Genomic DNA, 24,542 nt, shown 5'->3' with positions numbered 1-24,542 from the left:
TTTATTTATTTAGATAATAATCAAATAATTTTTCCAGATTCTGTTCATCAATAGACTTTGCTATGATTGTTTTGTTTTCATTTAAAACATAGACCGACGGCACTCCCGATGTATTGTAATACATCCAGTATTCTGACTTGTAGTCGGGGTCAGCACAATTGAACCAGTCTGAAATTTTATGCTGATTAACAAAGTCTATCCATGCTTGTTGGTTCGATGATATATTTATTGCTACTACTTCAACGCCTTTATCTTTATATTTAGCATATAATTCATTATGTAATGATGGTACTGAAGTTTTACAATGTCCACATCCCGGGTCATAAAAATAAAGGATCAAATACTTTGACGGTATTTCGTTTGTGTTAACTGTTTGACCACTCATAGTTTTGAGAGTCAAATTATGAGCTCGCATTCCTATTCTATTATTTTTGATTGGCTCATACATTTTTTTCAAATCCACAAGTTGAGTACTGTCTATCCAAGGTATATTTTTGTTTAAAATATAATCTTCATAAAGTCTAGCCCATATGTTTTCATCCCCCATACGGTTGCTTTTGATGGCATTATTGGTTAGCCGAGACAACATGCGCTCGAAACATTTTTGATTACCCATCGTTTTTGCAACCAGCCTGCTTGCCGCAGCTGCCAACGAATCAGGATACTGTTCCACCCAATTCTGCATGTATGTATCAATGTAGCTTGTTAGATAGTTTGTATTCCAAAAACGAGGGTCCTCTAAATTTACATTATCGAAGAAATGATTTACTCCGTATTTTTTATTTAGAGTAAATTCATTTTCACTTTTGGGCTGAGCAAAAGGATATTTTATAGGTTCGGTTCCTTTTAAGAAACACCCAAACCAGTTGTTTTTGTTCTCTATTACTAAGGTGTTTGTATAAGCTTGAGATTTATCTTCTATTTTTTTTAGTTGGCCCTCTATTTTATTGCGTTTTTGTGCTGAAATAGATGGGCTTTCGAGTTGTTCCTCAAGCTTATATTTTTCGTCGTTCCATTTTTGTGTTTTGTCTAAATACTCCCATAGCAGTTTTGTATCAGAGCTACCTGATACTGTACTGTTTGAAAAGTTATTATCATCCAGGGAAATTTCGATATTGTTTTGTCCCTCATCAATTAGAAGATCTATTTGGAAATCAGGTTTTATGTATAGGAAATATTGACCGGGTATAATTTTTTCCGAAATGTCGAATATGGCTATTCCTTTATTAGATAGTTGTGCTGAATCTTTCGCATAAGTCGAACCATTCCAATATTGACCCAAGTAGATTGTCTTTTCTTTTTGGGTTGGAATGTTTACTTCTATACGAAATTTGGTTTCTCTATTTTGTATGTTATATTGAGCCTCTGTTTTCAAAAAAACGAGAAGGCTCAATATAAATAGGATCTTATATTTCATTTGTTTTAGTTTTTAACCATTGCTTTTCTTCAGCTGTTAATAGAGGGGAAAGGCGGTCATATACAAGCTTGTGATATTCGTTGAACCAAACAATTTCTTCCGGCGCCAACATTTCTTTAATTATAGGAATTGTATCTATAGGGCATAAAGTAATTGTTTTGAAAGAATAAAAATCTCCAAATTCTGTAGTTGTTTCGTGCCGCGTAAGAATTAAATTTTCTGTACGAATACCGTATTTACCGGCTCTATAAAGTCCGGGCTCATTCGATGTAATCATACCAGGTTGTAATGTAACCGGATTTTCGTTCATGCGAATGCTTTGCGGACCTTCATGTACATTAAGAAAATGTCCGATACCATGTCCGGTTCCATGCAGATAGTTCAGTCCATTATCCCAAAGTGACCGTCTGGCTAGGATATCCAGTTGACTGCCTCTGGTTCCTTGTGGAAATATAGCAGTAGATAAAGCAATATGCCCTTTCAGAACCATGGTATAATCTTTTTTCATTTGGTCGTTAAGCGGCCCTACGGCCACTGTACGGGTAATATCAGTTGTGCCATCGAAATATTGTGCACCTGAATCTACAAGCAAGAGACCTTCTGGTTTTATGGTTAATGAACTTTCTTGTGATACATTGTAATGTACTATAGCTCCATTCGGCCCATAGCCCGATATTGTATCAAAACTTTCACCAACATAGTTTTTTTGCTGACTTCTATATTCAACTAGCTTTTTAGGAATCATAATCTCTGTGACGTTTCCTTCGTGTACAGCTTTTTCGAGCCATATGAAGAAACGTACTAAGGCTACTCCATCCCTCTCCATTGCATTGTTGAATCCTTGTATTTCTGTCTCGTTTTTGATGCTTTTCATCATGTCGGCAGGTGATAGCGTATCTACTATTCTAATGCCATCAGGAATAGTATTATATAACTTGAATGTTACTTTATTGCTATCTAAGCAAACCGAAGTTTTTATGTTGGCTATATAATCGAATACTTTTGAGTATTCAGCTATAGTTATACCTTCCGATTTTAAATACTCACTAGTTTCGCTGGTAAGCTTTTTCGGATCGATAAATAAAACTGTTTCTTTTTTTGATATATATGCGTAGCTAACAGTTACAGGATTACATTTTACATCATTACCTCTAATGTTAAATATCCAGGCAATAGTATCCAAAGAAGCTACAAGAAGTGATTCAGCTCCTTCTTTTTCAATGTTTTCACAGATACGTGCTATCTTTTTACGAGCCGATTCTCCTGTATATTTCTCAGGTAAGACAAAGAATGGATTCTTAGGTATTTCAGGTCTGTCGTGCCATATAGAAGTGAAAGGATCATAGTCACTAATCAGATGCAGTCCTTTCATATTTAATTTATGGGTAAGACTGAATGCTTCTTTAGCGGCATATACACTGCCATCTATTCCCACATTCTCTCCTTTCCCTAATTCTGCTGTTAACCATTCTACAATCGAGGGAGTAGAGGGTAGGCCATCTTTGAATAGTTCTATTTCGGTACCTCTGAGTTGTTCTGCTCCCTGTAAAAAATAACGTGAATCAGTCCATAATCCAGCTTTTTCACGCGTTACAACTATTGTTCCTGCCGAACCGGTGAATCCGCTTATCCATTCTCTCGAAGCCCAATGTAATGCCGGATATTCACTCAAATGAGAGTCAGTACTTGGAATGATAAAAGCATGTAATTCCTTTTCTTCCATAAATCCCCGTAAAGCGCGGAGTCTTTTATTTATAGTGTTACTCATTGTGATGGTATTTAGATGTTTATTTTTCTGTGAACATAATGCAGGATCCTTCAAAATTGGCTCCCGGTTCTATTTCTATAATTCCGGTTTTTACTTCACCTGAAAAAAAAGCCGACGCTCTTAATATAAGGGTCTCACGACAAGTGAGATTACCTTTGACCCTACCTAGTATTTCGATATTGACCGACTCTATATTTCCAATAACAGAGCCTTCGGTCCCAATAATAATTTTACCTTTACAAATGATGTTTCCCTCTATTGTACTGTCGATACGGAGATCTTTTTCTGCTGTGACGTCACCTATGATATGTGTACCGGAGGATAGTATATTATGTGTGTTAGCAGCTATAGCAATTACTTCTTTTATTTTAGCCATATAAATTTGTTGTTTAGACGACAAACTTAATTAAAAAACATCAAACCCTTAATGTTCTTTATTGAAAATAGTCAAGCTTTAATAGTTTATAACAAGTATTCTATTCAGATATATTATATTAATAACTTCTTCTTAAAATATTTATCTTTACATGCTAAATAGTAAAAAATACAAAGTGTGAAAAGTTATATATTATTAGAAAATCTGATATTTTATGCTCATCATGGAGTGTTTCATCAGGAAACTACAGTTGGCAATGTCTATGTGCTGAATATAAAAATAGAATTAGATTTGGAGCCGGCTTCTAAATCTGATAATTTAAATGATACAATCAGTTATGCAGATGTATATGAGTCTGTAAAACAAGAAATGATGATACCATCTCGCTTATTAGAACATGTGGCTGGTCGCATTATTCGTAGATTGAAAAAGGAATATACGCAAATAGAAACTTTGGAAGTAAAACTATCGAAGCGGAATCCTCCTATGGGGGGACAACTGGATTATGCGAGTGTAATTCTAATAGATTAAAATGATGAAAGTAAAGAAGATAACAGAGCTGGAACGGATTACAGTTGAAGAATTTAGGGTAATGGAAAAAACTCCGTTGGTCATTGTTTTGGACAATATAAGAAGTCTGAATAATATAGGATCTGTTTTTCGTACATCAGATGCTTTTTTAATAGAGTCATTATATTTATGTGGGATAACCGCTTGCCCACCAAATGCAGAAATACATAAAACAGCATTAGGTGCGGAAGATTCTGTAGACTGGCGCTACTTTGAGTACACAAATGAGGCTGTAGAAGAATTGGAGAAGCAGGGTTTTGTTATATGCGCTGTTGAGCAAGCAAAAGGGAGTATAATGTTAGATCATTTAGTAATAGACAAAACAAAAAAGTATGCAATTATTTTAGGTAATGAGGTTAAGGGAGTTCAACAAGATATAGTCGATAAATGTCATTGTTGTATCGAAATACCCCAATATGGAACAAAGCACTCATTGAATGTTTCTGTAGCTACAGGTATAGTTGTCTGGGAAATTTTTAAACAGATGAACTGAACTTAATGATATTTTTGTTAGTTTTGTAGAGAATCACTATTAGCTATTGGCAGACTATGATAACAGAATCAGATAAATTGGCTCTTGAGCAGAAGGGTATTTCTTTGGAGGACTTTCAAAAACAGTTGGATAATTTTAAAAATGGGTTTCCTTTCTTAGAATTGTTTGCTCCTGCATCAGTTGAAAAAGGTATAATGGTTGTTTCGAATGAAGAAGAGCAGAAATACCTTAATAGCTGGGATAATTATCTCGCTTCCGGTAAAAAAATATTGAAGTTTGTTCCGGCATCAGGAGCGGCAAGTCGAATGTTTAAAGATTTGTTTGAATTCTTGGAAGGAGATAATAATCTTCCTGCTTCTGCTTTTGTGAAAACCTTTTTCGACGGACTTTCGAAGTTTGCTTTCTATGATGATTTAAATGCTACATGTCTGAAAAATGAAGGCAAAAGTATTAATGATTTATTGGCAAATGATGGATATAAGCTGGTTGTGAAGAATCTACTGACACAAGAAGGCCTGAATTATGGAAGTCTTCCTAAAGGATTGCTTAAATTTCATAAATATGCTGATTCGTCGCGTACACCTGTCGAAGAGCATCTCAAGGAAGGTTATCTGTATGCTAAAAATTCGAAAGGGGAGATTGATATTCACTTTACAGTATCTCCGGAGCATAGGGGATTGTTTGAGGAGTTGATAAAAAGTCAAAAAGCTCAAATAGAAAAAGAATTGGATGTTACTTATCATGTGAGCTTTAGTGAACAAAAGGCTAGTACAGACACAGTTGCTGTTGATGCAAATAATGAGCCGTTCAGGGAAAATGGTAAAATCATTTTCAGGCCGGGAGGACATGGAGCTTTGATTGAAAATTTAAATGATTTAGATGCTGATGTTGTTTTTGTTAAAAACATAGACAATACAGTTCCGGATAAGTATAAAGAAACTGAAACTAAATATAAGAAAATATTAGCTGGCGTATTAGTTGAAAAACAGCAAAAAATATTTGAGTATTTGAGATTGATAGATAGTGGAAAGTATACACATGACGAATTGATGGAGATACTCTACTTCTTGCAAAATACATTGAATATAAAGAATCCGGATACTAAATTTTTAGAAGATGCAGAATTGGTTCTTTATTTGAAGCGTAAATTAGATAGGCCATGTCGTGTTTGCGGAATGGTTAGAAATATAGGCGAGCCAGGAGGAGGCCCTTTTTTAGCAATGAACTTTGATGAAACAATATCTCCTCAAATACTAGAAAGTTCGCAAATAGATATGTCTGATAGTGCCAAAAAGGAGATGTTCAATAACGGAACTCATTTCAATCCGGTGGATATTGTTTGTGGTTTAAAAGATTATAGAGGAGGAGATTTTAATCTGAAAAACTATGTGGATGCCAATACCGGTTTTATTTCTATAAAATCTAAAAATGGTAAAGAGCTGAAAGCTCTCGAGCTGCCTGGGTTATGGAATGGAGCGATGTCTGACTGGAATACAATTTTTGTGGAGATCCCAATCGAAACATTTAACCCTGTTAAGACTGTAAATGACCTGCTTCGAGACTGCCATCTGTAAGGCTTAATGGCGAATAAAAACTTAACACATTCTCGAATTATTTTTGGTCATTTGATGTTTGTAAGAAAAAATAATTAGGATTATTCTTTTTCTCAGTAAAAAGAATTATCTTTGTCTTTAATTTGATTTTACATAAAACTTTATAAGTTGTCTTTATATGTGTTCTTTTAAGATAACGTCTTAATTTTGACTGACTTTAATAAAACTACAATAATGAAACTTCGATTAGGATTAGTCGTATTACTCTTCTTTCCTCTGCTTGCTATTGCGCAGAGTACCCCTAAGGATATTATATTTTATTCCAAAGGAAAAATGTATGTGAAGTACAAAGATGCAACCCAAGCAGGAGAACCACAATCCACCACATTGTATATAGATGGGTCTGCTAAATTTGTTACTGGAGCTTCTATTAAACAAAAAGGACGTACAGAACTCACGGGAGACTTCGTTAATGGTAAGGATCCTAAAGATTATGCAAACGATGTGCCGCAGCTTTTTGTGAAAGATGCTGTTGGTGCAAATGAAGGTGTTATAGCATTTGTAGGCAAGCCCTATGAGGATGCTTCGAATGTCAAGTGGGCTACTCTTCAGCGAATTTATGGCGTTTTAGATGATGACCCTTCCGGAAATGGGCGGCTTTACCAAAAGAAAATGAACTGGATAGACTTCCCTACAATTAGTGTTGAGAAAGGAGATTGGACTCTAGTAGAGGCTGATGCTACATCTAAAGGTAAAAATGATTGGCGGAATGTTGGACTTGTTGTTGTTGATACTTCTGCGGCTATAGCTGTTGATTATATTAAGGCAGATAACAAAAATCGTTTTGCAGTGAATGCTTCTTATGAAGCAAATGTACCTCGGATAAATAGTGGCTTTGCTGCAATTAAAGATGTTCACCCATCGATGAAGTTGGCCGCAGATGGCGGTTCTGCAACGGATCTTACCGCTTTGGCTCGATATAGTCAGGTGAATTTGAATCTGTATAAATATGAAAAGGGAGTTGTCGATGATGGTGCTTTTGAGTCAGATGATTTGACGGATCCTAACTCTAAAGTCACTGATGAAGCTACTTTTGGAAAAACTTTACGTACAGAGGGTAGTGCAAATATAGCTGGTGAATCAGGCTGGAATTATTTAACTGGATTTTCGCCTCCTTTCGAACAATTAGGTGCTGACTATATGTTTTATAATACATTAACTAAGCCTAATGGCGGTAGTATTACTTCTTACGAAGGACCTATAGTTGATCCGTTTTTTAGAATGAAGGCCGGGCGAGGATACTTTATAAGTATGGAAGTTTCTCATGCTGATCATGGTTTTGGGCCTGGAGGTATTAATGGACGATGGGATTTTGAAAATGATATTGATGGCGTAGCCCCTAATGGACCGAAAGGAATACATAATACTAAGCGTGCCAGAGGAGGTTATGTATTTAACCGTGGAATATATCAGGATTATCTTTCTGCCGACGGTGGACAGATGGAGAATTTTAGCCGTTTTTTATATGATAACTCAGAAAATTGGTTTAATCCTGCTACATATTTACCTTATAAAAATTCTACTACAGAGAATATATATGTACATGGCTATAATAAATGGCCATTGATCGGTCTCAAAGAGAAAGAGGGTAATACTTCTTTTGTAGATAGAGATGGTAAGGACAGATCTAGATATGAATTGATGGAGGCTGAAAAATTCAATACAGGTGATGTCGAAGTTGATCTGGATCTAGGATTGAATTTTTTAGGAAATCCTTTTATGTTCCCTATAAGCCTAAATCCGTTACTTGGTTTTACTGTAAATCCAATATCTGGGGATCCGTTAAATCCAACTTCAAGTGACTATGGCTCAGTACCTGCTACTGAAATTATAGCTCAGGAAGGATTTGAAGTGCCGGAGCTGACTCCAGCTTCAGCAGCTACTCCAATAAAAGCCTCTTCCTTATATATGGATGCTGATCCGGATGTAGTTTTGAGAGCGAAATATTGGGTGATAAATCAGGCTTTGGTGAAATACGATGTGCAAGAGAATATATTTAGATATAGAACATCATATGATTATGTAAGTCGTGATGGAAGTTCTACTACTGCACTTATTGAAACAGGTACTACTCAAGGGGGGGCTGCTAATCCAGGAATAGGCATTCCTGATCCTTTAGGTTATCTTATATCGCCTATGCAGATGTTTTGCGTACAGGCTAGCAAGCCAGTTAAAATAAGTCTGAAGCCTGATGCTTTACGCCGCTTTGGAGTGACACGATTCCCTAAAAGTGCGAGTACTAGCAAGGCAAGTAATACTGTTTTGAAAGATTGGTTTATAGTAGAGGCTTCTCCTGTTAATAGCCGAATAGGAGATCGTACTACTATAGTATTTAGAGATGAAGCCAAAGCTCATGCGAACGATGGATATGATACAAGAAAAGGTATCAGCGAAAAATTTGACTCGTATGATGATGTATATGGTGGCAAAGAAACAAAAAACAGACAAGAAGAAAGCAAAGCTATTGTATATACAAAATCTAAGGATGGAGTAAGTTTGTTAGGTAATGGGATACCTCAAAATACTAAAGAGGTTGCATTGTTTTATGCGGCTCCCGCTACTACTACCGAAATGACACTTCGTTTTTATGGATTGGAGAATTTGGAGTCTGTTCCAGGTGTTTGGTTAGTAGATAGATATTTAGATAATAAAACTATTGAATTGACTCCGGAGACAGAATATACATTTACATCTGAAGCTTCTAACGAAAAGAATGATGAGATTGATAATCGTTTTATTCTCCGTTTTTATGATGCAACTGGAGGTAAAATAGAAAATGAAGACTCTGTTATATCTTGTTATTACAATAATGCAGCTTTACATATATTAGGATTGAATGAAGGTGATAATAATAGTGATCTTACAATATATGATTTGCAAGGCCGCCTTATGGCAAAAACAAAGGTGCAGGTAGTCGATCAAAGAATGGATTATCCTAAGGCATTAAGCTTGGGTACATATGTAGTAAAAATTGCAGGTAAAAGAAACTACACAACTAAATTTGTAAACTTACAAAACTAAATATAGGTATTCCACTGACGCAAGAAAAAACGAGATAGATGAAAACAAAACTACAAATACTAGTGTTTTTGATGTTATCCTTTTGTTTGACTGTTCCTCTAGAATCGATTCATTCGGTAGAGGAGGCTCCCGTTATAACAACAACAAAGGAATTACCATCAAGTTCTTATTTAAAAAGAGAGAAACGGTCAATAGTTAGCGAAACAGAAACTTCTGCTTTAGCTGCTCCTGCCAGAGGCTTATTGTCCAGAGCGGGGAGTAAAGAATGGACAGACCCTTTCTTACCGGGTGATGGAGAATGGTCTAATCCGGGTAACGTTGGAGCTCCAATCGGAGATATTTCCCTTCCGATAATCCTGTCAATATTATTTTTATATATGATATACAGAGGGGTTTCTACATCCAGAAGAAGAAATAATTTCTAAATATAGAAGAAATAAGATATATGGGCATCCATCGTTTGATGGGTGCCTTACTTAATTATGGCATCGTTTAATTCTGTTATATAGAAATTGCGGATCAGTAGAGTTAATGTATTGAACGATAAGAGGATTTCTCTTAAACTATGCAGTTTTAATATGAAAAGTAAGATTATGTAAGAAGTTGTTCTGAGAAAGGCTCTTACATAATCTTACTTTTCTAAATCTTTTAGCAATCTAATAAGTAAAGTTTTGTTTTGTATACCAGGAATAGTTACTTTTTATTTTCAATCCACTTTACTATTTTATCGCAGAAAGGATCTTCTCTTGGAGGAACAAAATCTACTAGATGTCCATTTTCATCAATTAAAAATTTTTGAAAATTCCATTCTACTTCTGCATCAAATTTTCCATTTTTAGATTTTTCGGTAAGCCATTTATAAATGGGTGCCTTGTGTTCTCCTTTCACATCAATTTTACTCATCATAGGAAAAGAGACGTTGTAATTTAATGTACAGAACGTTTTTATTTCTTCGTTTGTTCCCGGTTCTTGTCCCATGAAGTTGTTGGCTGGAAATCCTACTATTACAAAATTCTGATCCTTATACTTTTCGTATAGCTCTTGTAGTTTAGCATATTGAGGTGTTAGTCCACATTTCGATGCTACATTCACAATAAGTACCTTCTTTCCTTTTAATGAAGAGAAATTAAATTCTTTTTCATTAATATCCATCACTTTAAAGTCATATAAAGACTTTTCTTCCTGAACCATAGATATAGTTATTAAACTAAATAAAAGGGTAAGAGTAATCTCTTTCATATTCTGAATAATTAATATCAACATTCTATATAACAATTCCTTTTTTAAAAAGTTTAGAATCTTTAGTCTTTGAATATTTATTGCTTCCTAATAAGTTTCATAAAGTATCGAAAAATATTTCAAAAAACTTACGAATATATTTTGAAATATTTCGATTATTGCTTTTTTTTGTATAATGATGTAATTAAAATAAATTAGACAGACATGACGTTACCTTATTCTACAAAACTATTTGATGTTATTATTATTGGAGGGGGAGCTACAGGTGCAGGAATAGCCCGTGATTGTGCCCGTAGAGGATTACATTCGGTATTGCTAGAACGTTTTGATATTGCGACAGGAGCTACTGGTCGTAATCATGGATTATTGCATAGTGGGGCTCGTTATGCCGTAACTGATAGGGAATCAGCAGAAGAGTGTATCAAAGAGAATATGATACTAAAAAGGATTGCAAGCCATTGTGTTGAGGAGACGGAGGGATTGTTTCTTACTCTACCTGAGGATGATATTAATTATCAATCGAAGTTTGTTGAAGCTTGTACTTTAGCGGGTATCGATGCTCAGATTATAGATACTGCCGAGGCTCTACTTATGGAGCCATCAGCTAATCGGAGTGTTATAGGTGCGGTAAAAGTTCCTGATGGGTCTGTAGACCCATTTCGTTTAACAGCATCCAATATGATAGATGCCAGAAATCATGGAGCTGTAATTTATACTTATCATGAAGTTATAGGTTTGTTTAGAGAACAAAATAGGGTTGTAGGGGTAAAGGTATTTAATCATAAAACGAAAGAAATAAAAGAAATATATGCTTCGGTAATTGTTAATGCAGGGGGCATATGGGGGCAGTATATTTCAGGTTTTGCAGATATAAAAGTCAATATGTTACCAGCTAAGGGCGCTCTATTGATCTTTGGGCATCGTGTAAATAATATGGTGTTGAATAGATGCAGGAAGCCAGCAGATGCAGATATTCTTGTTCCCGGAGATACAATATCATTGATAGGAACTACTTCAAGTAATATACCATACGATCAGATTGATAATATGATTGTTACTCCCGAAGAAGTTGATATTCTGATTCGTGAAGGAGAGAAGCTTGCTCCCATATTGGCAAAAACACGTATTCTTAGGGGTTATGCCGGTGTAAGGCCGCTTGTGGCATCGGATAATGATCCTACAGGGCGTAGTGTGAGCCGTGGTATTGTATTGCTCGATCATGCAAAACGAGATGGCTTGGAGGGTTATATAACTATTACAGGTGGAAAATTAATGACTTATAGGCTTATGGCCGAACAAGCTACAGACCTGATCTGTCAGAAACTTGGTGTATCAAATAAGTGCACTACAGCGGATGAAAATCTGCCCGGATCACGTGAGAATATTGAAGAAATAAGCAAGAAAATTGTTTCATTGCCTGTAGTTCAGCGAAAATCGGCAATATATCGTCATGGAGATATGGCTGAAACTTTTTCGGATAATACCGAACTAGATAATAGTCTTGTTTGCGAATGCGAAGAAGTTTCTGTAGGAGAAGTTAAGTTTGCATTAGAAGAATTAAATGTAACCAATCTGGTCGACTTAAGGCGTCGGACTCGTGTAGGAATGGGGACGTGTCAGGGCGAATTATGCGCTTGCCGTGCTACAGGGCTTATGAGCGATGTAGATATGAGGTGCACGAAAGGAGCGAAAGAGGACCTCGCGGTTTTTTTGAATGAAAGGTGGAAAGGTATCTATCCTATTGCATGGGGCGATACGTTGCGGGAAAGTGAATATACTGCTTGGGTGTATGAAAGTGTATGTGGTTTGACAATGTCTCATAAACAAGAATAATAAGATGAAATTTGATACAGTTATTATAGGTGGAGGGTTATCGGGATTGATTTGTGGTATCCGTTTAGTACAGGAAGGACAGCGCTGTGCTATTGTATCTTCGGGGCAAAGTGCCCTGCATTTTTCTTCGGGTTCATTCGATTTAATGAATAGATTACCGAACGGAGATGTCGTTACAAACCCTTTGTCTTCTGTCAAAAGTTTGATGGCTATGTATCCCGATCATCCTTATTCTAAATTAGGTGTAGAGGTTTTCACCGAGTTAGCATACGAAGCAGAATCCTTTTTGGGGGGTATTGGTCTTTCTATGAAGGGGAGTGCAAATAAAAACCATTATCGGATAACCCCTTTAGGTACGCTGAAGCCAACATGGTTATCTACTCTTAATTTAGCTGTAAGTGACTCGGAATCATCTTTGCCTTGGAAAAAAGTTTCTATTTTTAATATTTCTGGTTTTTTAGATTTTTATCCTCGGTTTTTGGCGGATGAGTTTGCTCAGTTAGGAGTGAAAAGTGAGACCTTTCTTTTTAGTTTGCCTGATCTGGATCATTTACGTCGTAATCCAAGTGAATTACGAGCTACAAATATTACGCGGATATTAGATAAAGATACCAATGTAAAGGAATTAGTAAATATATTCAAAAAAGCCAGCTCAGATAGTGATGCTATTATATTTCCGGCTTGTTTGGGATTGAAGGATTCTAATGTGCTGGAGGATTTACAAAGGTTGGTTGAAAAGCCTATTTATATGGTTCCTACGCTTCCGCCATCTGTCATCGGAATACATGCACAACAGTATATGCACGATTATTTTATTCATTTGGGTGGAGTGTATATGTTGGGTGATACGATAAAAAAGTGCGAAATAGAAGGGGATAAAGTAAAGAAGATTTATTCGTACAATCATGGCGATATACCTTTTATGGCCAAGAATGTGGTATTGGCTACAGGTAGCTATTTCAGTCAGGGGCTTATCGCATCCAGGGAAAAGATATACGAGCCTATATTTGATTTGGATGTGAATTATATGAAAGACAGACCTGATTGGTATGATAGGAATATATTTGAATCTCAAAATTATCAATCGTTTGGAGTGAAAACGACAGCTACATTCAATGCATTGAAACAAGGGATGCCTTTAGAAAACTTGTATGTTTCCGGTGCTATTCTCGATGGGTTTAACCCAATAAAAGAGGGTAGTGGGGCAGGGGTGTCGATACTCAGTGCTTTATATATTGCAAATAGGATAATAAAGAAAGAAGGAGGTATTTAATGAATCTTCAGAAACACAATATAAGTGATAATAATTTCGAACAGTGTATAAAATGTACTGTCTGTACAGTTTATTGTCCGGTTGCAGCAGTCAATCCTGACTACCCAGGCCCTAAACAAGCTGGTCCTGATGGGGAAAGATTACGACTTAAAAAGTCGAATTTTTATGATGAAGCCCTTAAGTATTGTATCAATTGTAAGCGATGTGAGGTTGCTTGTCCTTCTAATGTGAAGATTGGTGATATTATACAATCAGCTCGTATAAAGTATAGTAAAAAGAAGCCAAAGCTTAGAGATTACATTTTAGCCAATACAGATATAGTAGGGTCATTAGCTACACCTTTTGCTCCCATAGTGAATACAGCTCTTGCTTTAAAACCAATGAAGTCTATTCTTGATCTGGCTTTGCAGATAGATCATCATCGAACTTTCCCAAAATATTCGTTCGGAACGTTTGAAAATTGGTATAAGAAACAAGCTACAAAACAGAAGGCCTATGAACGTCAGGTTAGTTATTTCCACGGGTGTTATGCTAATTATAATAATCCGCAGTTGGGAAAAGATCTCGTAAAGGTGTTTAATGCACTTGGGATAGGTGTCCGGCTTTTACGTAAAGAAAAATGCTGTGGAGTAGCCCTCATATCGAATGGTTTTATTGATCAAGCAAAGCGTCAGGCAAAGGTAAATATGAAATCGATAAGAGAATCGGTGCTCGAAAATAATATTCCAGTTGTCGCTACTTCATCCACTTGCACATTTACAATACGGGATGAGTACCCTCATTTGCTGGATATTGATACCTCTGATGTGAGAGATCAGGTAGAGTTGGCAACTCGTTATATTTATAGATTATTGAGTACTGAAGATTTAAAACTTAAATTGAATAATGTGACGCTTAAGGTGGCTTATCATACCCCATGTCATATGGAAAAATTAGGATGGTCATATTATTCGATAGAGCTATTGAAGTTAATCCCAAATATAGAATTGAAAGTTTTAGACTCGCAGTGTTGTGGAATAGCGGGTACGTATGGTTTTAAAAAGGAGAATTACAAAACTTCTCAAGACATAGGCGCTTCTTTGTTTGAACAGATAGAAAGCGAAGATTATGACTATGTTGTAACCGATTGCGAAACCTGTAAGTGGCAGATAGAAATGTCTACAACAAAACGTTGCGAGCATCCTATCTCTATTTTAGCAAAGGCTTTAATGTAATACCTGCTTTCGAATAATGTTTCGAAGTTCCTGGCCTGTTGTTTCTATCGAAATATAATAGAATGTAAATAAGTGATAGTTTGATTGTCTTGTAATTATTGTAGTTCTTATTTATACTGTTTATATACAGTTGTTTAGTTTGGCATTCCAGGTTTGGTATTTAAATGAGTTGTTAAAGTTGTGAATTTTCGATTCAAAAGTTTGTAAAAATATGTTATTATAGTTATATTTGATTAGATGCAAGAATAGAGCAGTTCATCGAATGAATATATGTTTCAAAATAAGTTATGTATATGTTTTGCTTTTATTCAAAAATAGAGTAAAAGGTCTATGACCTTCAAATTCTTTAAAGAAATTCAATTTTATGGCAAAGATTTACAATATTGGAAGCGCTCCCGAAACAAAGATCAGCGAATGTCGTCCATTTGATGTTCAGAGTATAGAAATAGAAACAGAATATTCTTCTACATATTCTGAAATATTGAAAATACTAAGAGAGGCTTTCTATTTGGTAGATATTACTAAGATAATTAGAAAGCTATAGAAACGTTGATTACGTTCAATGCTAGATTTAATGAGTAGATCTCCTATTCAGGATAGGTGCAGTATACATTAGAAAGATATATCCGTAAGGTATATCTTTTTTGTTTTGTTGTATATTTGTATTGATAAAAAATAATGAAATGGATTTGAGTATAGAAATATTTTCCTTTGTCTTGTTTTTGGGGGCTTGTTTTGCGGGATTAATCGGCTCTTTAACAGGACTGGGCGGAGGGGTTGTTGTAATTCCTTTACTAACATTAGGTTTTGGTGTCGATATGCGTTATGCTATTGGAGCCGCATTAGTAACTTCTATTGCTACTTCTTCGGGTGCCGCTGCAGCATATATTAAAGAAGGAATAACTAATGTACGTATTGGTATGTTTCTCGAAATAGCGACAACTACAGGTGCTGTAGTAGGTGCTATAGTAGCTATGTATCTCGATAAGGTGTATATTGCGGTTATATTCGGATGTGTGCTTATATTCTCTGCAATACGCTCTGTAGCTAAAAAAGAAGATAATATAGATTATGCTGCACCTGGGGACTACCTTGGCGAAAAATTTAAACTAAATGGTTCTTATCCTACAAAAGAAGGTAAAATCGAAAAATATAATGTACATAATGTTGTTGGTGGATATTCACTGATGACATTGGCCGGCGTTCTGTCAGGATTATTAGGAATTGGTTCGGGTGCGTTGAAAGTGTTAGCTATGGATACAACAATGAAGATTCCATTTAAGGTATCTACAACCACAAGTAACTTTATGGTAGGAGTTACTGCGGCCGCAAGTGCAGTAATATATTTGCAGCGTGGTTACATAGATCCGGGTTTAGCTATGCCTATCGTGGTAGGAGTTTTAATCGGAGCCTTCTTTGGTTCAAAAATATTACCCAAAACAAATGTTAAGAAATTGAGAATGCTTTTTAGTATTGTTATCTTTTTCTTGGCTATTTCTATGATATATAATGGTATAACCGGAAAACTGTAACAATATGAGTATATTTTCTAAAGAATTTTGGGCTGAAAGAGATGTAGAGCTTTTTATTGGGAAACTGCTTCGTTATGGTGTTATGATATCTTGTGCCATAACCTTATTTGGAGGAGTTATTTATCTCTATCAAATGCATGGACAATCTATGGCTCATTATAAACCTATTCCTGACGATTTACCTTTTCCGGGGGTAGAATATTATTTAAGAGAACTATCTACTATAATTCCACGTGTTCTATCATTCGATGGAGCTGCTATTATTCAGCTTGGAGTTTGTGTGTTGATTGCTACACCTATTTTTCGCGTTGCATTTTCTGTAATAGGTTTTCTCATAGAAAAAGATTATATGTATGTAGTGATAACTCTGATAGTTTTATGTATTATTATTGCTAATATGTTGCTAGGTTTACATTAGTTCCCGGTTTGTTTATCTATATAAACCCGATATATGCTATTTTAATCTTATTTTGGGGAGAATAATAAAGTAGATCAAAAAACCGTTAATGAGTGTACAACTTTGTCACTTTTTAGTTAAAAACAAAAATCTATGATTAAAAGCAAACTTTACTTTTTAATAGCTTTTTTATTTTCTTTTACAGCACATGCTCAGTCGCCAAAAGAGAAAGGTCTGGAATCGATTAATAGACAAAGTGCAGAAGCTTATATTGGCTTTCTTGCAAGTGATGCGTTACAGGGGCGCGAGGCCGGAAAACATGGAGGTTGTATCGCTGCAGAATATATAAAGTCTGTTTTACAAGATATGGGTATCAAACCATTAAATAGTAATTCTTATTTTCAACCGTTCGAAGCATATAGTCGTGAACGTCAGACCAGAACTCGTTTTTCAATCCATCCCGATTCTATCGCTAAGTACAGGGAGGAGAGAGCCTTTCGTAAACTTAAATTGAACAATGTATTAGGTTTTATAGAGGGTAAAAAGAAAGACGAATATGTTATAGTCGGAGCACATTTCGACCATCTGGGAATAGATGAAACGCTTGTTGCGGATAAAATATATAACGGTGCAGATGATAATGCCTCAGGTGTATCAGCGGTACTTCAGATTGCAAAGGCATTTGTGGTCAGTGGGGAAAAGCCGGAAAGAACGGTTGTATTTGCTTTTTGGGACGGAGAAGAACTCGGTTTATTGGGTTCTGAGTATTTTGTGTCAACTTGTTCTTTTACATCTTCAATCAAGGGTTATTTAAACTTTGATATGATAGGGCGTAATAATGATGACGCGAAACCTGAACATGTTGTTTATTTTTATACAGAGTCTAGTCCTGCATTCGGTAAGTGGTTAAAGGATGATATTGAGAAATATAAATTAAATTTAAAACCGGATTACCGACCATGGGACAAACCTATTGGAGGAAGCGATAATGCTTCCTTTGCCAAAAGAAATATTCCATTAATTTGGTATCATACCGATGGGCATCCCGATTATCATCAACCTACTGATCATACTGATAAGATTAACTGGAATAAGCTAGTGGATATAACAAAAGCTTCTTACCTCAATATGTGGAATATGGCAAACTTAACTGGTTATTAATTATGAGATATATAATTACCTCTGTTCTGCTTTTTTTATCAGCATACTGTTTTTCTCAAACAGCTATAGAAAAAGGTTTATCGGTTATAAATAAAAGTGAGGCGGTTACTTATATAGGAATATTAGCTAGTGATAGTCTGCAAGGACGAGGTGCCGGAAAAACCGGAGGAATAATGGCTGCAGAATATATAAAGTCTGTATTCGAAAACTTGGGAATCAAACCGTGGCGAGGTAAGTATTTTCAACCTTTCACAAGGCATATAGGCAATAATCCTAACTATGAGATGCGTAATGTATTGGGATATATAGAGGGGAAGAATACATGGGAGATTGTAATGATAGGAGCTCATTACGATCATTTAGGAATTAAGGCTAATAATACAAATGATAGTATATACAACGGTGCGGATGATAATGCTACCGGTGTGTCGGCAGTATTACAAATAGCGAAAGCTTTTGCAGCTTCGGAACAAAAACCAGAAAGGACTATTATTTTCGCTCTGTGGGATGGAGAGGAAATGGGACTGCTGGGATCATCTCATTTTGTAGAAGATCACTCATCTTATATACCTATCCCGTTGGTTGCCTCTGTTCCTGTAAAAGGATATATAAATTGTGATATGATAGGACGCGATAAAGATGGTGACGGATCGCATGTCGATATCTCCTTTACAGATAGTAAACCTGTTTTTGCAGAATGGATAAAATCTGATATCGAGAAATATAAGCTTGCTCTGGCTCCTCAGTTTCCTTCTTTAGAGAGTACTCCTGGAGGAAGCGACCATGTACCGTTTATGAGAAAGGGTACTCCTGTTATTTTTTATAATACTGGGTTACACCCTGATTATCATAAACCAAGCGATGAGGCTACATATATAAATTATGATAAGGTTGTTGATATAACGAAGCTTGCTTATCTTAATTTGTGGAATATGGCCAATCTTATAAGTTTCTGATATTAAATCAAAGTAATAAGAAAAAGATATCATAAAAAATGAAAGAGAGCCATATGACTCTCTTTCATCAGATAACCAAAAATCTACCATCCTGGATTTTGTACCAGGTTTACAGCCTTTTGTAACTCGGTTTGCATAATTGGCCAATAGTAATGTTTCGGAGCTTCGAATACACGTGTTTCTTTACAGAAACGTTCCATTCTGTATTTCTTGCCACCGACTTCTATTTTGCCTTCAGGATCCTCAACAGGCATCATGCCGTTTATCATGCGTTGGCATTTAGGATATGGTTGACGGAACTGTTTCCAGTAATTTTTAGACCTGTCATTGTTTGTCGAACCTGCAGCAAGCCATTGTTGCTCTTTCTCTAATTCCGATTTGGAGGTTGGTTCCAGGTACAAGCGACTGTCGAATGTTCTCTTATTTTCATAATAGAATTCAACACGACGCTCACGTTTAATATATTCGCGCATCAAATCTTTATTTGTTTTACAAGCAACTGGCATAGGAACCATGAACGAACGGGCTCTTACTGTGTTTACAAGATCATAAATCGCCTGATTAGGGCCTGATATTTCGTTTACAGCCTCCGCATAAATGTAAATAAACTCTGGTAGGCGCCATATAGCCGGTGCACTAATAGAAACACTACCACTTCTATTCCAGCCTTCTTGCAGATATTTACGGTGATAATATCCTGTGGTTGTTGCATTGCTGGCCCCGATTTTATCGCTACCATCAGCAGTATTCGTTGTTGAAGGATTATTACCTCCATCTCTAAAAGCTGCTCCATGGAATATAATATCACGATAGAAGCGAGGATCTCGCTTAACCGACCTGTATGGATTGCCATCATCATAGCCATCAGCTATGGCTCTACTGCTATAGATTGGATAACCATAACCGTCGGGTGCGATATATTCATATTCATCTACTTGTTCTTGTACGGGTTGTTGACGCGCCCCACCTCCACGGCTTGGAGGATACATGTCGCCAAACCATCCGTCATATTTATCTTTTGTAACAAACCAAACGGCTTCGTTTTTGAATGCTTCCTCATCATAATACATTTGCCAAAGGCGGGTATATACAGTAGAACCGTTGTAGTCTTTACCACCACTATCATTAAAATCAGTATTGGTATATTTAGTATAAAGAGAATAGCGTGGTCTACCATCAGCTTGAAGGTCTATGACGGCTTTAGCAGCGTCGCGTGCTGCTTCCCATCTTTTAACATCGTAAGCATATTCAGTTTCGAATTCACGCTTTCCATTATAACCATAATTAGAAGCTCCGTTGTACATTGGAGCAGCAGCGGTCCATCTCGCAACAGCAATTAATCCCAGACAAGCACCTTTGTCAGCACGTGCAAAATCTATCCCTGTTTGATTAGGAGGTAAACGCTTAGCTGCTTCATTGGCGTCGGCAATAATCTTATCTACAATTGTATGTACCGACTCTTTCTTAAAGTCCATTGCTTGGTTTGCATCGACTACATAATCTATATATGCTATTTCGCCATACAAACGAACGAGTAAATAATGCAGATAGCCTCTGATAAAATAAGCCTCGCCTATTCTTTTTTCCAGATCTCCAGGATTGATCGGATTATCTGGTGTATTGTATTTTGCAACTCCGGCGATAATAACATTTGCCCTGCGTATAGTGTTATAGATACCTTTCCAAAACATATCATCATTTGGTTGAGGTATAGCCGTAGGACTCCAGTCGCCACTGTTGTATCTATTTGTTATATTTCCTTCAACATTAGTAGCTTCGGCTTCATCAGTTAAACCGGCGGAAGAGAAGTGCGATAACCATGTCATTGGAGCATTACATCTTTTTGTTCTCTGATATAAGTCAGTTACAAGCTGGTTTACCTTTTCATAACTGGCAAAGGTCTTATCTTCGGGAATCTGATCATCGGGTTGTTTATCCAGATACTCGCTACATGCAGCAAAAGACAGTAGTATGGCTGCTATGAGAATATTTAATATGTATTTTAAGCTTTTCATATTCTTATTGTTTTATTAAAACGTAATATCTACACCAAAATTAAATACCTTCAATATAGGATACCAATCTCCACCTCCATTACGTATTTCAGGGTCTACATCTACATCTCCTAACTTGTCCCAAGTAGCCAGGTTTTGTGCCTGAGCGTATACTCTGACATTGCTTAATCCAGCGACTCTTATGATCTTACTAGGCAAAGTGTAGCCTAGCTCTATATTCTTTAGTCTAACATATGACCCATCGTACATAAACAAAGAACTATTCTCATTCTTGTTGTTCGAGTGCGTTCCTATATGTAGTGCCGGATATTTAGCTGTAGCTGCGGTTTCAGGAGTCCATCTGTCGAGGTGCATAGGTCTAACTCGCCCGATCTTATCTTGATCGAAGTTTGGAAAATCAAATACGGCAGCGTCTTTCAACATAATGGTAGAGTTTGTAGCCCCTTGGAAGAGTACGCTAAAGTCAAATCCTTTATATTGAAGTGTAATAGGTAATCCGAATTGGATTTCAGGACTACGAGGATAACCCATCGCCATTCTGTCATTCTGATCGGTAACAACTCCGTCACCATCGAGATCTTTATAAACGGCATCTCCCGGTATTAATGTTCCCCATGGCTGATATCCTGAGGAATTTAATCTGTCGGCCTCTGCTTGATCGGCAACAAAGTGATCAAATACATAGAGCATATTTACATCTAGCGGCTGTCCGGTTTTTCTTCTCCATACATATTCGTATAATACCTCATTCATATAATCGACTCTATTACGCGCAAATGTGAAATTAGGTTTGATGAAATACCTGAAGTCTCTACCTATCTTGTCAGACCATGTTAGCTCAAGTTCGAATCCGTGATTTTTTACCTTGCCCGAATTTATACGTGGAGCATCTTTTCCTACTATGTCAGGGAAACCTAATTTATCGTCTTTCAACTCGGTTAAGATATCATATCTGTTTTCGTGAAAATAGTCAAATGACATCCTTAGTCTTTGCTTTAAGAAGTTGGCATCTACTCCGATATTCAGTTTCTTGGCTTTTTCCCATGTCAGAACCTTATTAGCTAATGCGCCTTCTCTCCAACCACCCGGATTGGTATTGAAGCCACCTTCACCGAAGCTGTATCCTTCACCACCTTCGAAGAATTGTAAATATCCAAATCTACCTCCAGGTAGCTTATCACTACCGACTAAACCATATGAACCTCTGATTTTGAAAAAGTCTAACCATGATTTAGTTCCATTCATAAATGATTCATTAGTGATTACCCATCCTACAGAACCAGCTGGGAAAAATCCGTATCGTTTTTCCTTAGCAAAGTTTTCGGACCCATTATAACCGAAATTAAATTCTGCAAAGTAGCGATCAGAGAAGTTATATGTAAACTGTCCGGTCAAACCTTGATATCTGTGGTCAGGGCGTACTTTATCTCCATCATATTGTCCTTCTGTGGAGCGGTTGAACAGAAACATTCCTGTTACATTGTGCTGCTGGCCGAAGGAGCTCTGATACATTAATTTTGCTTGATAGTATGTTCTGTTCGATGGATTTTTCTGTTCGAATTTATTGCCTACAGTCTGGTCGGTATTATACTTATTTCCCGTAGAATATGCACCTTCATAATGGCCGGGTGTTCTATAGATATCAATACCGTCTTTAGGTTTAAATGTAGCATATGAAGGATATTTTCGATAACCTTCATCATAGGTGCCTACTTCTCTGTTTATCCATTGTTCTTCACGAGAGTCGTAAGAAAAAGTACCTTCGATTTTTAGACCCTTTGTTATGAAGTCCAGATCATATCCCATGGAGAAGCTTCCTTCCAAATAAGTAAACTTCTGGGTATGATAGCCGGTACGAGATAATTCGCCTAAAAGATTGAAACGATAGATTTGATCCCCAAACAACATTCCTTTCGGATTGGTTATATAGTAATTTTGATTATCAGTATTATCGTTTTGCTCAAGTGTAATAGGCAAATAAGGTGGCTGAGTCATCGCAATATTTACCAAACGACTAGCTGAAGAACCAATATTAGTCCTATCGGTGATACGTGCGCCTAAATCAAGTTTTACCCAAAATTTATCTGTGATATCCACGTCTATATTTGAGCGGAAATTGTATCTCTTAAAACTTGGAGACGCATCATAATCAGACAGGTCTATATGTTTATAATTTGTTCCTTGATTCATATGTCCGGCCATAACGAAGTATCTGACTTTATCTGTACCTCCTCGTACCGATAAGTTGTAGTCTTGCTGAGCCGCAGATTTAAACATATAGTCGAAATAATCCCAGTTATAGCCCAAGCCGTCCGAATTATCACCTCTGGCCATTCTGAAATTGTCAATGGCTTCACTTGTGAAAGGTGCTTTATAATTCTCTAATGTTCCGTTCATCATGGCATCATTTCGTGATGCTTCATTATATAAAGTGGCATAATCTGCCGAACCCAATAGATTTGGGGTTTTACCTACGTTGTTAAATCCAAAAGAAGCTTTAAAGTTTACAGAGGCTTTTTCAGAAGCTTTACCACGTTTTGTAGTAACAACAATTACCCCATTCGCTCCACGAATACCATAGGGTGCTGTAGATGCAGCATCTTTTAATATTGTAAACGTTTCTATTTCATCTGCTGCAAGATATGACATGTCCCGCTCAACGCCATCTACGATTACGATTGGGGACTGGTCTCCATAAGTTGATTTACCTCGGATAAATAATTCGGCTTTATCAACGCCGGGTTCTCCTCCACTAAATTGATTGACAATCAATCCCGGAAGACGTCCAGCTAAAGCATTATTTATATTTGCAGTTGGACTCTGTACTAGATCTTTGGTTGTAATGGTTGCTACGGCACCTGTGATACTTTCTCTTTTTTGAGTGGTATAACCAACTACAACTACTTCCTCCAATGCTTTGATATCCTCTACTAGACTAACCTCTAAACTAGTTCTACCTTTCAACTCTATTTGTTGTGGTTGATAGCCAATATAAGAGAATATCAAGGTTGCATCTTGATAAGGGACTTTTATCTTAAAGTTACCATCGATATCAGACATTACGCCTGTATTTGTTCCTTTTACGACAATACTGACCCCGGGCAATGTTTCTTTTGTAGTACTGTCAAATACTTTTCCTGTTACTTCTTTCGGTGTTTGTTGGGCTGTATTTACACTGGCGGAAATGTACTGGGTACTTATAGCTAGGACTATAAGAAGGAGCAATACGTGTTTTAATTGCGTAAATGATTTCTTAATAAAAATGTATTTCATAATAGATTAATTAAAGTTAGTTTTTATGACTTTACACTTTGAGACCTATTGAGTATGTTACAGGAAGGATATAAGTAATTGCATCTAATGTCCTTGCACAAATATTCATTAGGCCCTTATTATTCTTTTTATTTATCCATAGGCAATGTGTTTTTAGTTGATACTCTTTATAATAATTTGATTATAGAAACAAAGAAGTCCTCCTCGGATGAACTAATTATAGTTCATCCGAGGAGGACTTCTTTGTAGGAACAATAATTCAGTATTATAAATTTTACCGAATTATTGTTTTTCTGTATTTTTTTATTTAATTGATTCGTGCATGTATGCGCGTCTCTCTCTCTCTCTCTCTCTCTCTCTCTCTCTCTCTCTCTCTCTCTCTAGTAAAATA

At 36.4% G+C, this 24,542-nt stretch carries 19 protein-coding genes; 13 read left to right on the top strand and 6 right to left on the bottom strand.

Translation table 11 applies throughout. The features are described 5' to 3' along the window. Position 1: 1 nt before the first annotated feature. The 3 genes from JGH11_RS04085 to JGH11_RS04075 are packed head-to-tail and all read right to left on the bottom strand — an operon-like array spanning position 2 to position 3,561. A complete protein-coding gene (locus JGH11_RS04085; RefSeq protein WP_201110293.1) occupies positions 2-1,417 on the bottom strand; it encodes a TlpA disulfide reductase family protein in 1,416 nt (471 codons plus the stop codon). Then, the gene (locus tag JGH11_RS04080) at positions 1,407-3,185 is read right to left on the bottom strand and encodes an aminopeptidase P family protein (protein ID WP_201110292.1); all 1,779 of its coding nucleotides are present in this window, start codon (positions 3,183-3,185) and stop codon (positions 1,407-1,409) included. The genes JGH11_RS04085 and JGH11_RS04080 overlap by 11 nt, the downstream gene beginning before the upstream one ends. Before the next feature lie 19 nt (positions 3,186-3,204). Beyond that, the gene (locus JGH11_RS04075) at positions 3,205-3,561 is read right to left on the bottom strand and encodes a polymer-forming cytoskeletal protein (protein ID WP_201110291.1); all 357 of its coding nucleotides are present in this window, start codon (positions 3,559-3,561) and stop codon (positions 3,205-3,207) included. 177 nt (positions 3,562-3,738) lie between these two features. Here JGH11_RS04075 and folB point away from each other — a divergent pair, with 177 nt between their 5' ends. From folB to JGH11_RS04050, 5 genes are all read left to right on the top strand, one after another. Then, on the top strand, positions 3,739-4,092 hold the full coding sequence (gene folB / locus JGH11_RS04070) for a dihydroneopterin aldolase (protein WP_201110290.1): 354 nt from the start codon (positions 3,739-3,741) through the stop codon (positions 4,090-4,092). Between the two features lie 4 nt (positions 4,093-4,096). Then, positions 4,097-4,624 (top strand): RNA methyltransferase, encoded by a 528-nt coding sequence (locus JGH11_RS04065; protein WP_201110330.1) that lies wholly within the window; start codon positions 4,097-4,099, stop codon positions 4,622-4,624. Positions 4,625-4,680: 56 nt separating this feature from the next. Continuing rightward, entirely contained in the window at positions 4,681-6,198 is a 1,518-nt protein-coding gene (locus JGH11_RS04060; RefSeq protein ID WP_201110289.1) for a DUF4301 family protein, read from the top strand. 213 nt (positions 6,199-6,411) lie between these two features. Beyond that, positions 6,412-9,258 (top strand): T9SS type A sorting domain-containing protein, encoded by a 2,847-nt coding sequence (locus JGH11_RS04055; RefSeq protein WP_201110288.1) that lies wholly within the window; start codon positions 6,412-6,414, stop codon positions 9,256-9,258. A 38-nt stretch (positions 9,259-9,296) separates the two neighbouring features. Beyond that, a complete protein-coding gene (locus tag JGH11_RS04050) occupies positions 9,297-9,683 on the top strand; it encodes a hypothetical protein (RefSeq protein WP_201110287.1) in 387 nt (128 codons plus the stop codon). 268 nt (positions 9,684-9,951) lie between these two features. Here the strand turns inward: JGH11_RS04050 and JGH11_RS04045 are convergent, their stop codons facing one another. Further along, on the bottom strand, positions 9,952-10,497 hold the full coding sequence (locus JGH11_RS04045; protein WP_201110286.1) for a glutathione peroxidase: 546 nt from the start codon (positions 10,495-10,497) through the stop codon (positions 9,952-9,954). Positions 10,498-10,701: 204 nt separating this feature from the next. Here JGH11_RS04045 and glpA point away from each other — a divergent pair, with 204 nt between their 5' ends. The 8 genes from glpA (at position 10,702) to JGH11_RS04005 (ending at position 18,863) form a co-directional block, all read left to right on the top strand. After that, positions 10,702-12,330 (top strand): anaerobic glycerol-3-phosphate dehydrogenase subunit A, encoded by a 1,629-nt coding sequence (gene glpA, locus JGH11_RS04040; protein WP_201110285.1) that lies wholly within the window; start codon positions 10,702-10,704, stop codon positions 12,328-12,330. A 4-nt stretch (positions 12,331-12,334) separates the two neighbouring features. After that, positions 12,335-13,603 (top strand): glycerol-3-phosphate dehydrogenase subunit GlpB, encoded by a 1,269-nt coding sequence (gene glpB / locus JGH11_RS04035; protein WP_201110284.1) that lies wholly within the window; start codon positions 12,335-12,337, stop codon positions 13,601-13,603. Next, positions 13,603-14,817: an anaerobic glycerol-3-phosphate dehydrogenase subunit GlpC gene (gene glpC, locus JGH11_RS04030; RefSeq protein ID WP_201110283.1), complete on the top strand. Its 1,215-nt coding sequence runs from the start codon at positions 13,603-13,605 to the stop codon at positions 14,815-14,817. The genes glpB and glpC overlap by 1 nt, the downstream gene beginning before the upstream one ends. A gap of 364 nt (positions 14,818-15,181) precedes the next feature. Then, a complete protein-coding gene (locus JGH11_RS04025) occupies positions 15,182-15,361 on the top strand; it encodes a hypothetical protein (RefSeq protein WP_201110282.1) in 180 nt (59 codons plus the stop codon). A 139-nt stretch (positions 15,362-15,500) separates the two neighbouring features. Then, positions 15,501-16,349, top strand: a complete 849-nt coding sequence (locus JGH11_RS04020; RefSeq protein WP_201110281.1) for a sulfite exporter TauE/SafE family protein — start codon at positions 15,501-15,503, stop codon at positions 16,347-16,349. 4 nt (positions 16,350-16,353) lie between these two features. Further along, on the top strand, positions 16,354-16,767 hold the full coding sequence (locus JGH11_RS04015; RefSeq protein ID WP_201110280.1) for a DUF1634 domain-containing protein: 414 nt from the start codon (positions 16,354-16,356) through the stop codon (positions 16,765-16,767). A 132-nt stretch (positions 16,768-16,899) separates the two neighbouring features. Then, positions 16,900-17,907 (top strand): M28 family metallopeptidase, encoded by a 1,008-nt coding sequence (locus JGH11_RS04010; protein WP_201110279.1) that lies wholly within the window; start codon positions 16,900-16,902, stop codon positions 17,905-17,907. 2 nt (positions 17,908-17,909) lie between these two features. Further along, entirely contained in the window at positions 17,910-18,863 is a 954-nt protein-coding gene (locus tag JGH11_RS04005; RefSeq protein WP_201110278.1) for a M20/M25/M40 family metallo-hydrolase, read from the top strand. Between the two features lie 83 nt (positions 18,864-18,946). Here JGH11_RS04005 and JGH11_RS04000 read toward each other — a convergent pair whose 3' ends face one another. Beyond that, entirely contained in the window at positions 18,947-20,878 is a 1,932-nt protein-coding gene (locus tag JGH11_RS04000) for a RagB/SusD family nutrient uptake outer membrane protein (protein WP_201110277.1), read from the bottom strand. Positions 20,879-20,893: 15 nt separating this feature from the next. Beyond that, positions 20,894-24,151 (bottom strand): TonB-dependent receptor, encoded by a 3,258-nt coding sequence (locus tag JGH11_RS03995; RefSeq protein WP_201110276.1) that lies wholly within the window; start codon positions 24,149-24,151, stop codon positions 20,894-20,896. Between the last annotated feature and the right edge of the window lie 391 nt (positions 24,152-24,542).

Origin of the sequence: Dysgonomonas sp. Marseille-P4677 (genome assembly GCF_016652235.1) — a bacterium.
Classification (GTDB): Bacteria; Bacteroidota; Bacteroidia; order Bacteroidales; family Dysgonomonadaceae; genus Dysgonomonas.
The sequence above is the reverse complement of the archived record's forward strand: the minus strand, read 5'-3'. Positions and strand labels throughout refer to the sequence as shown.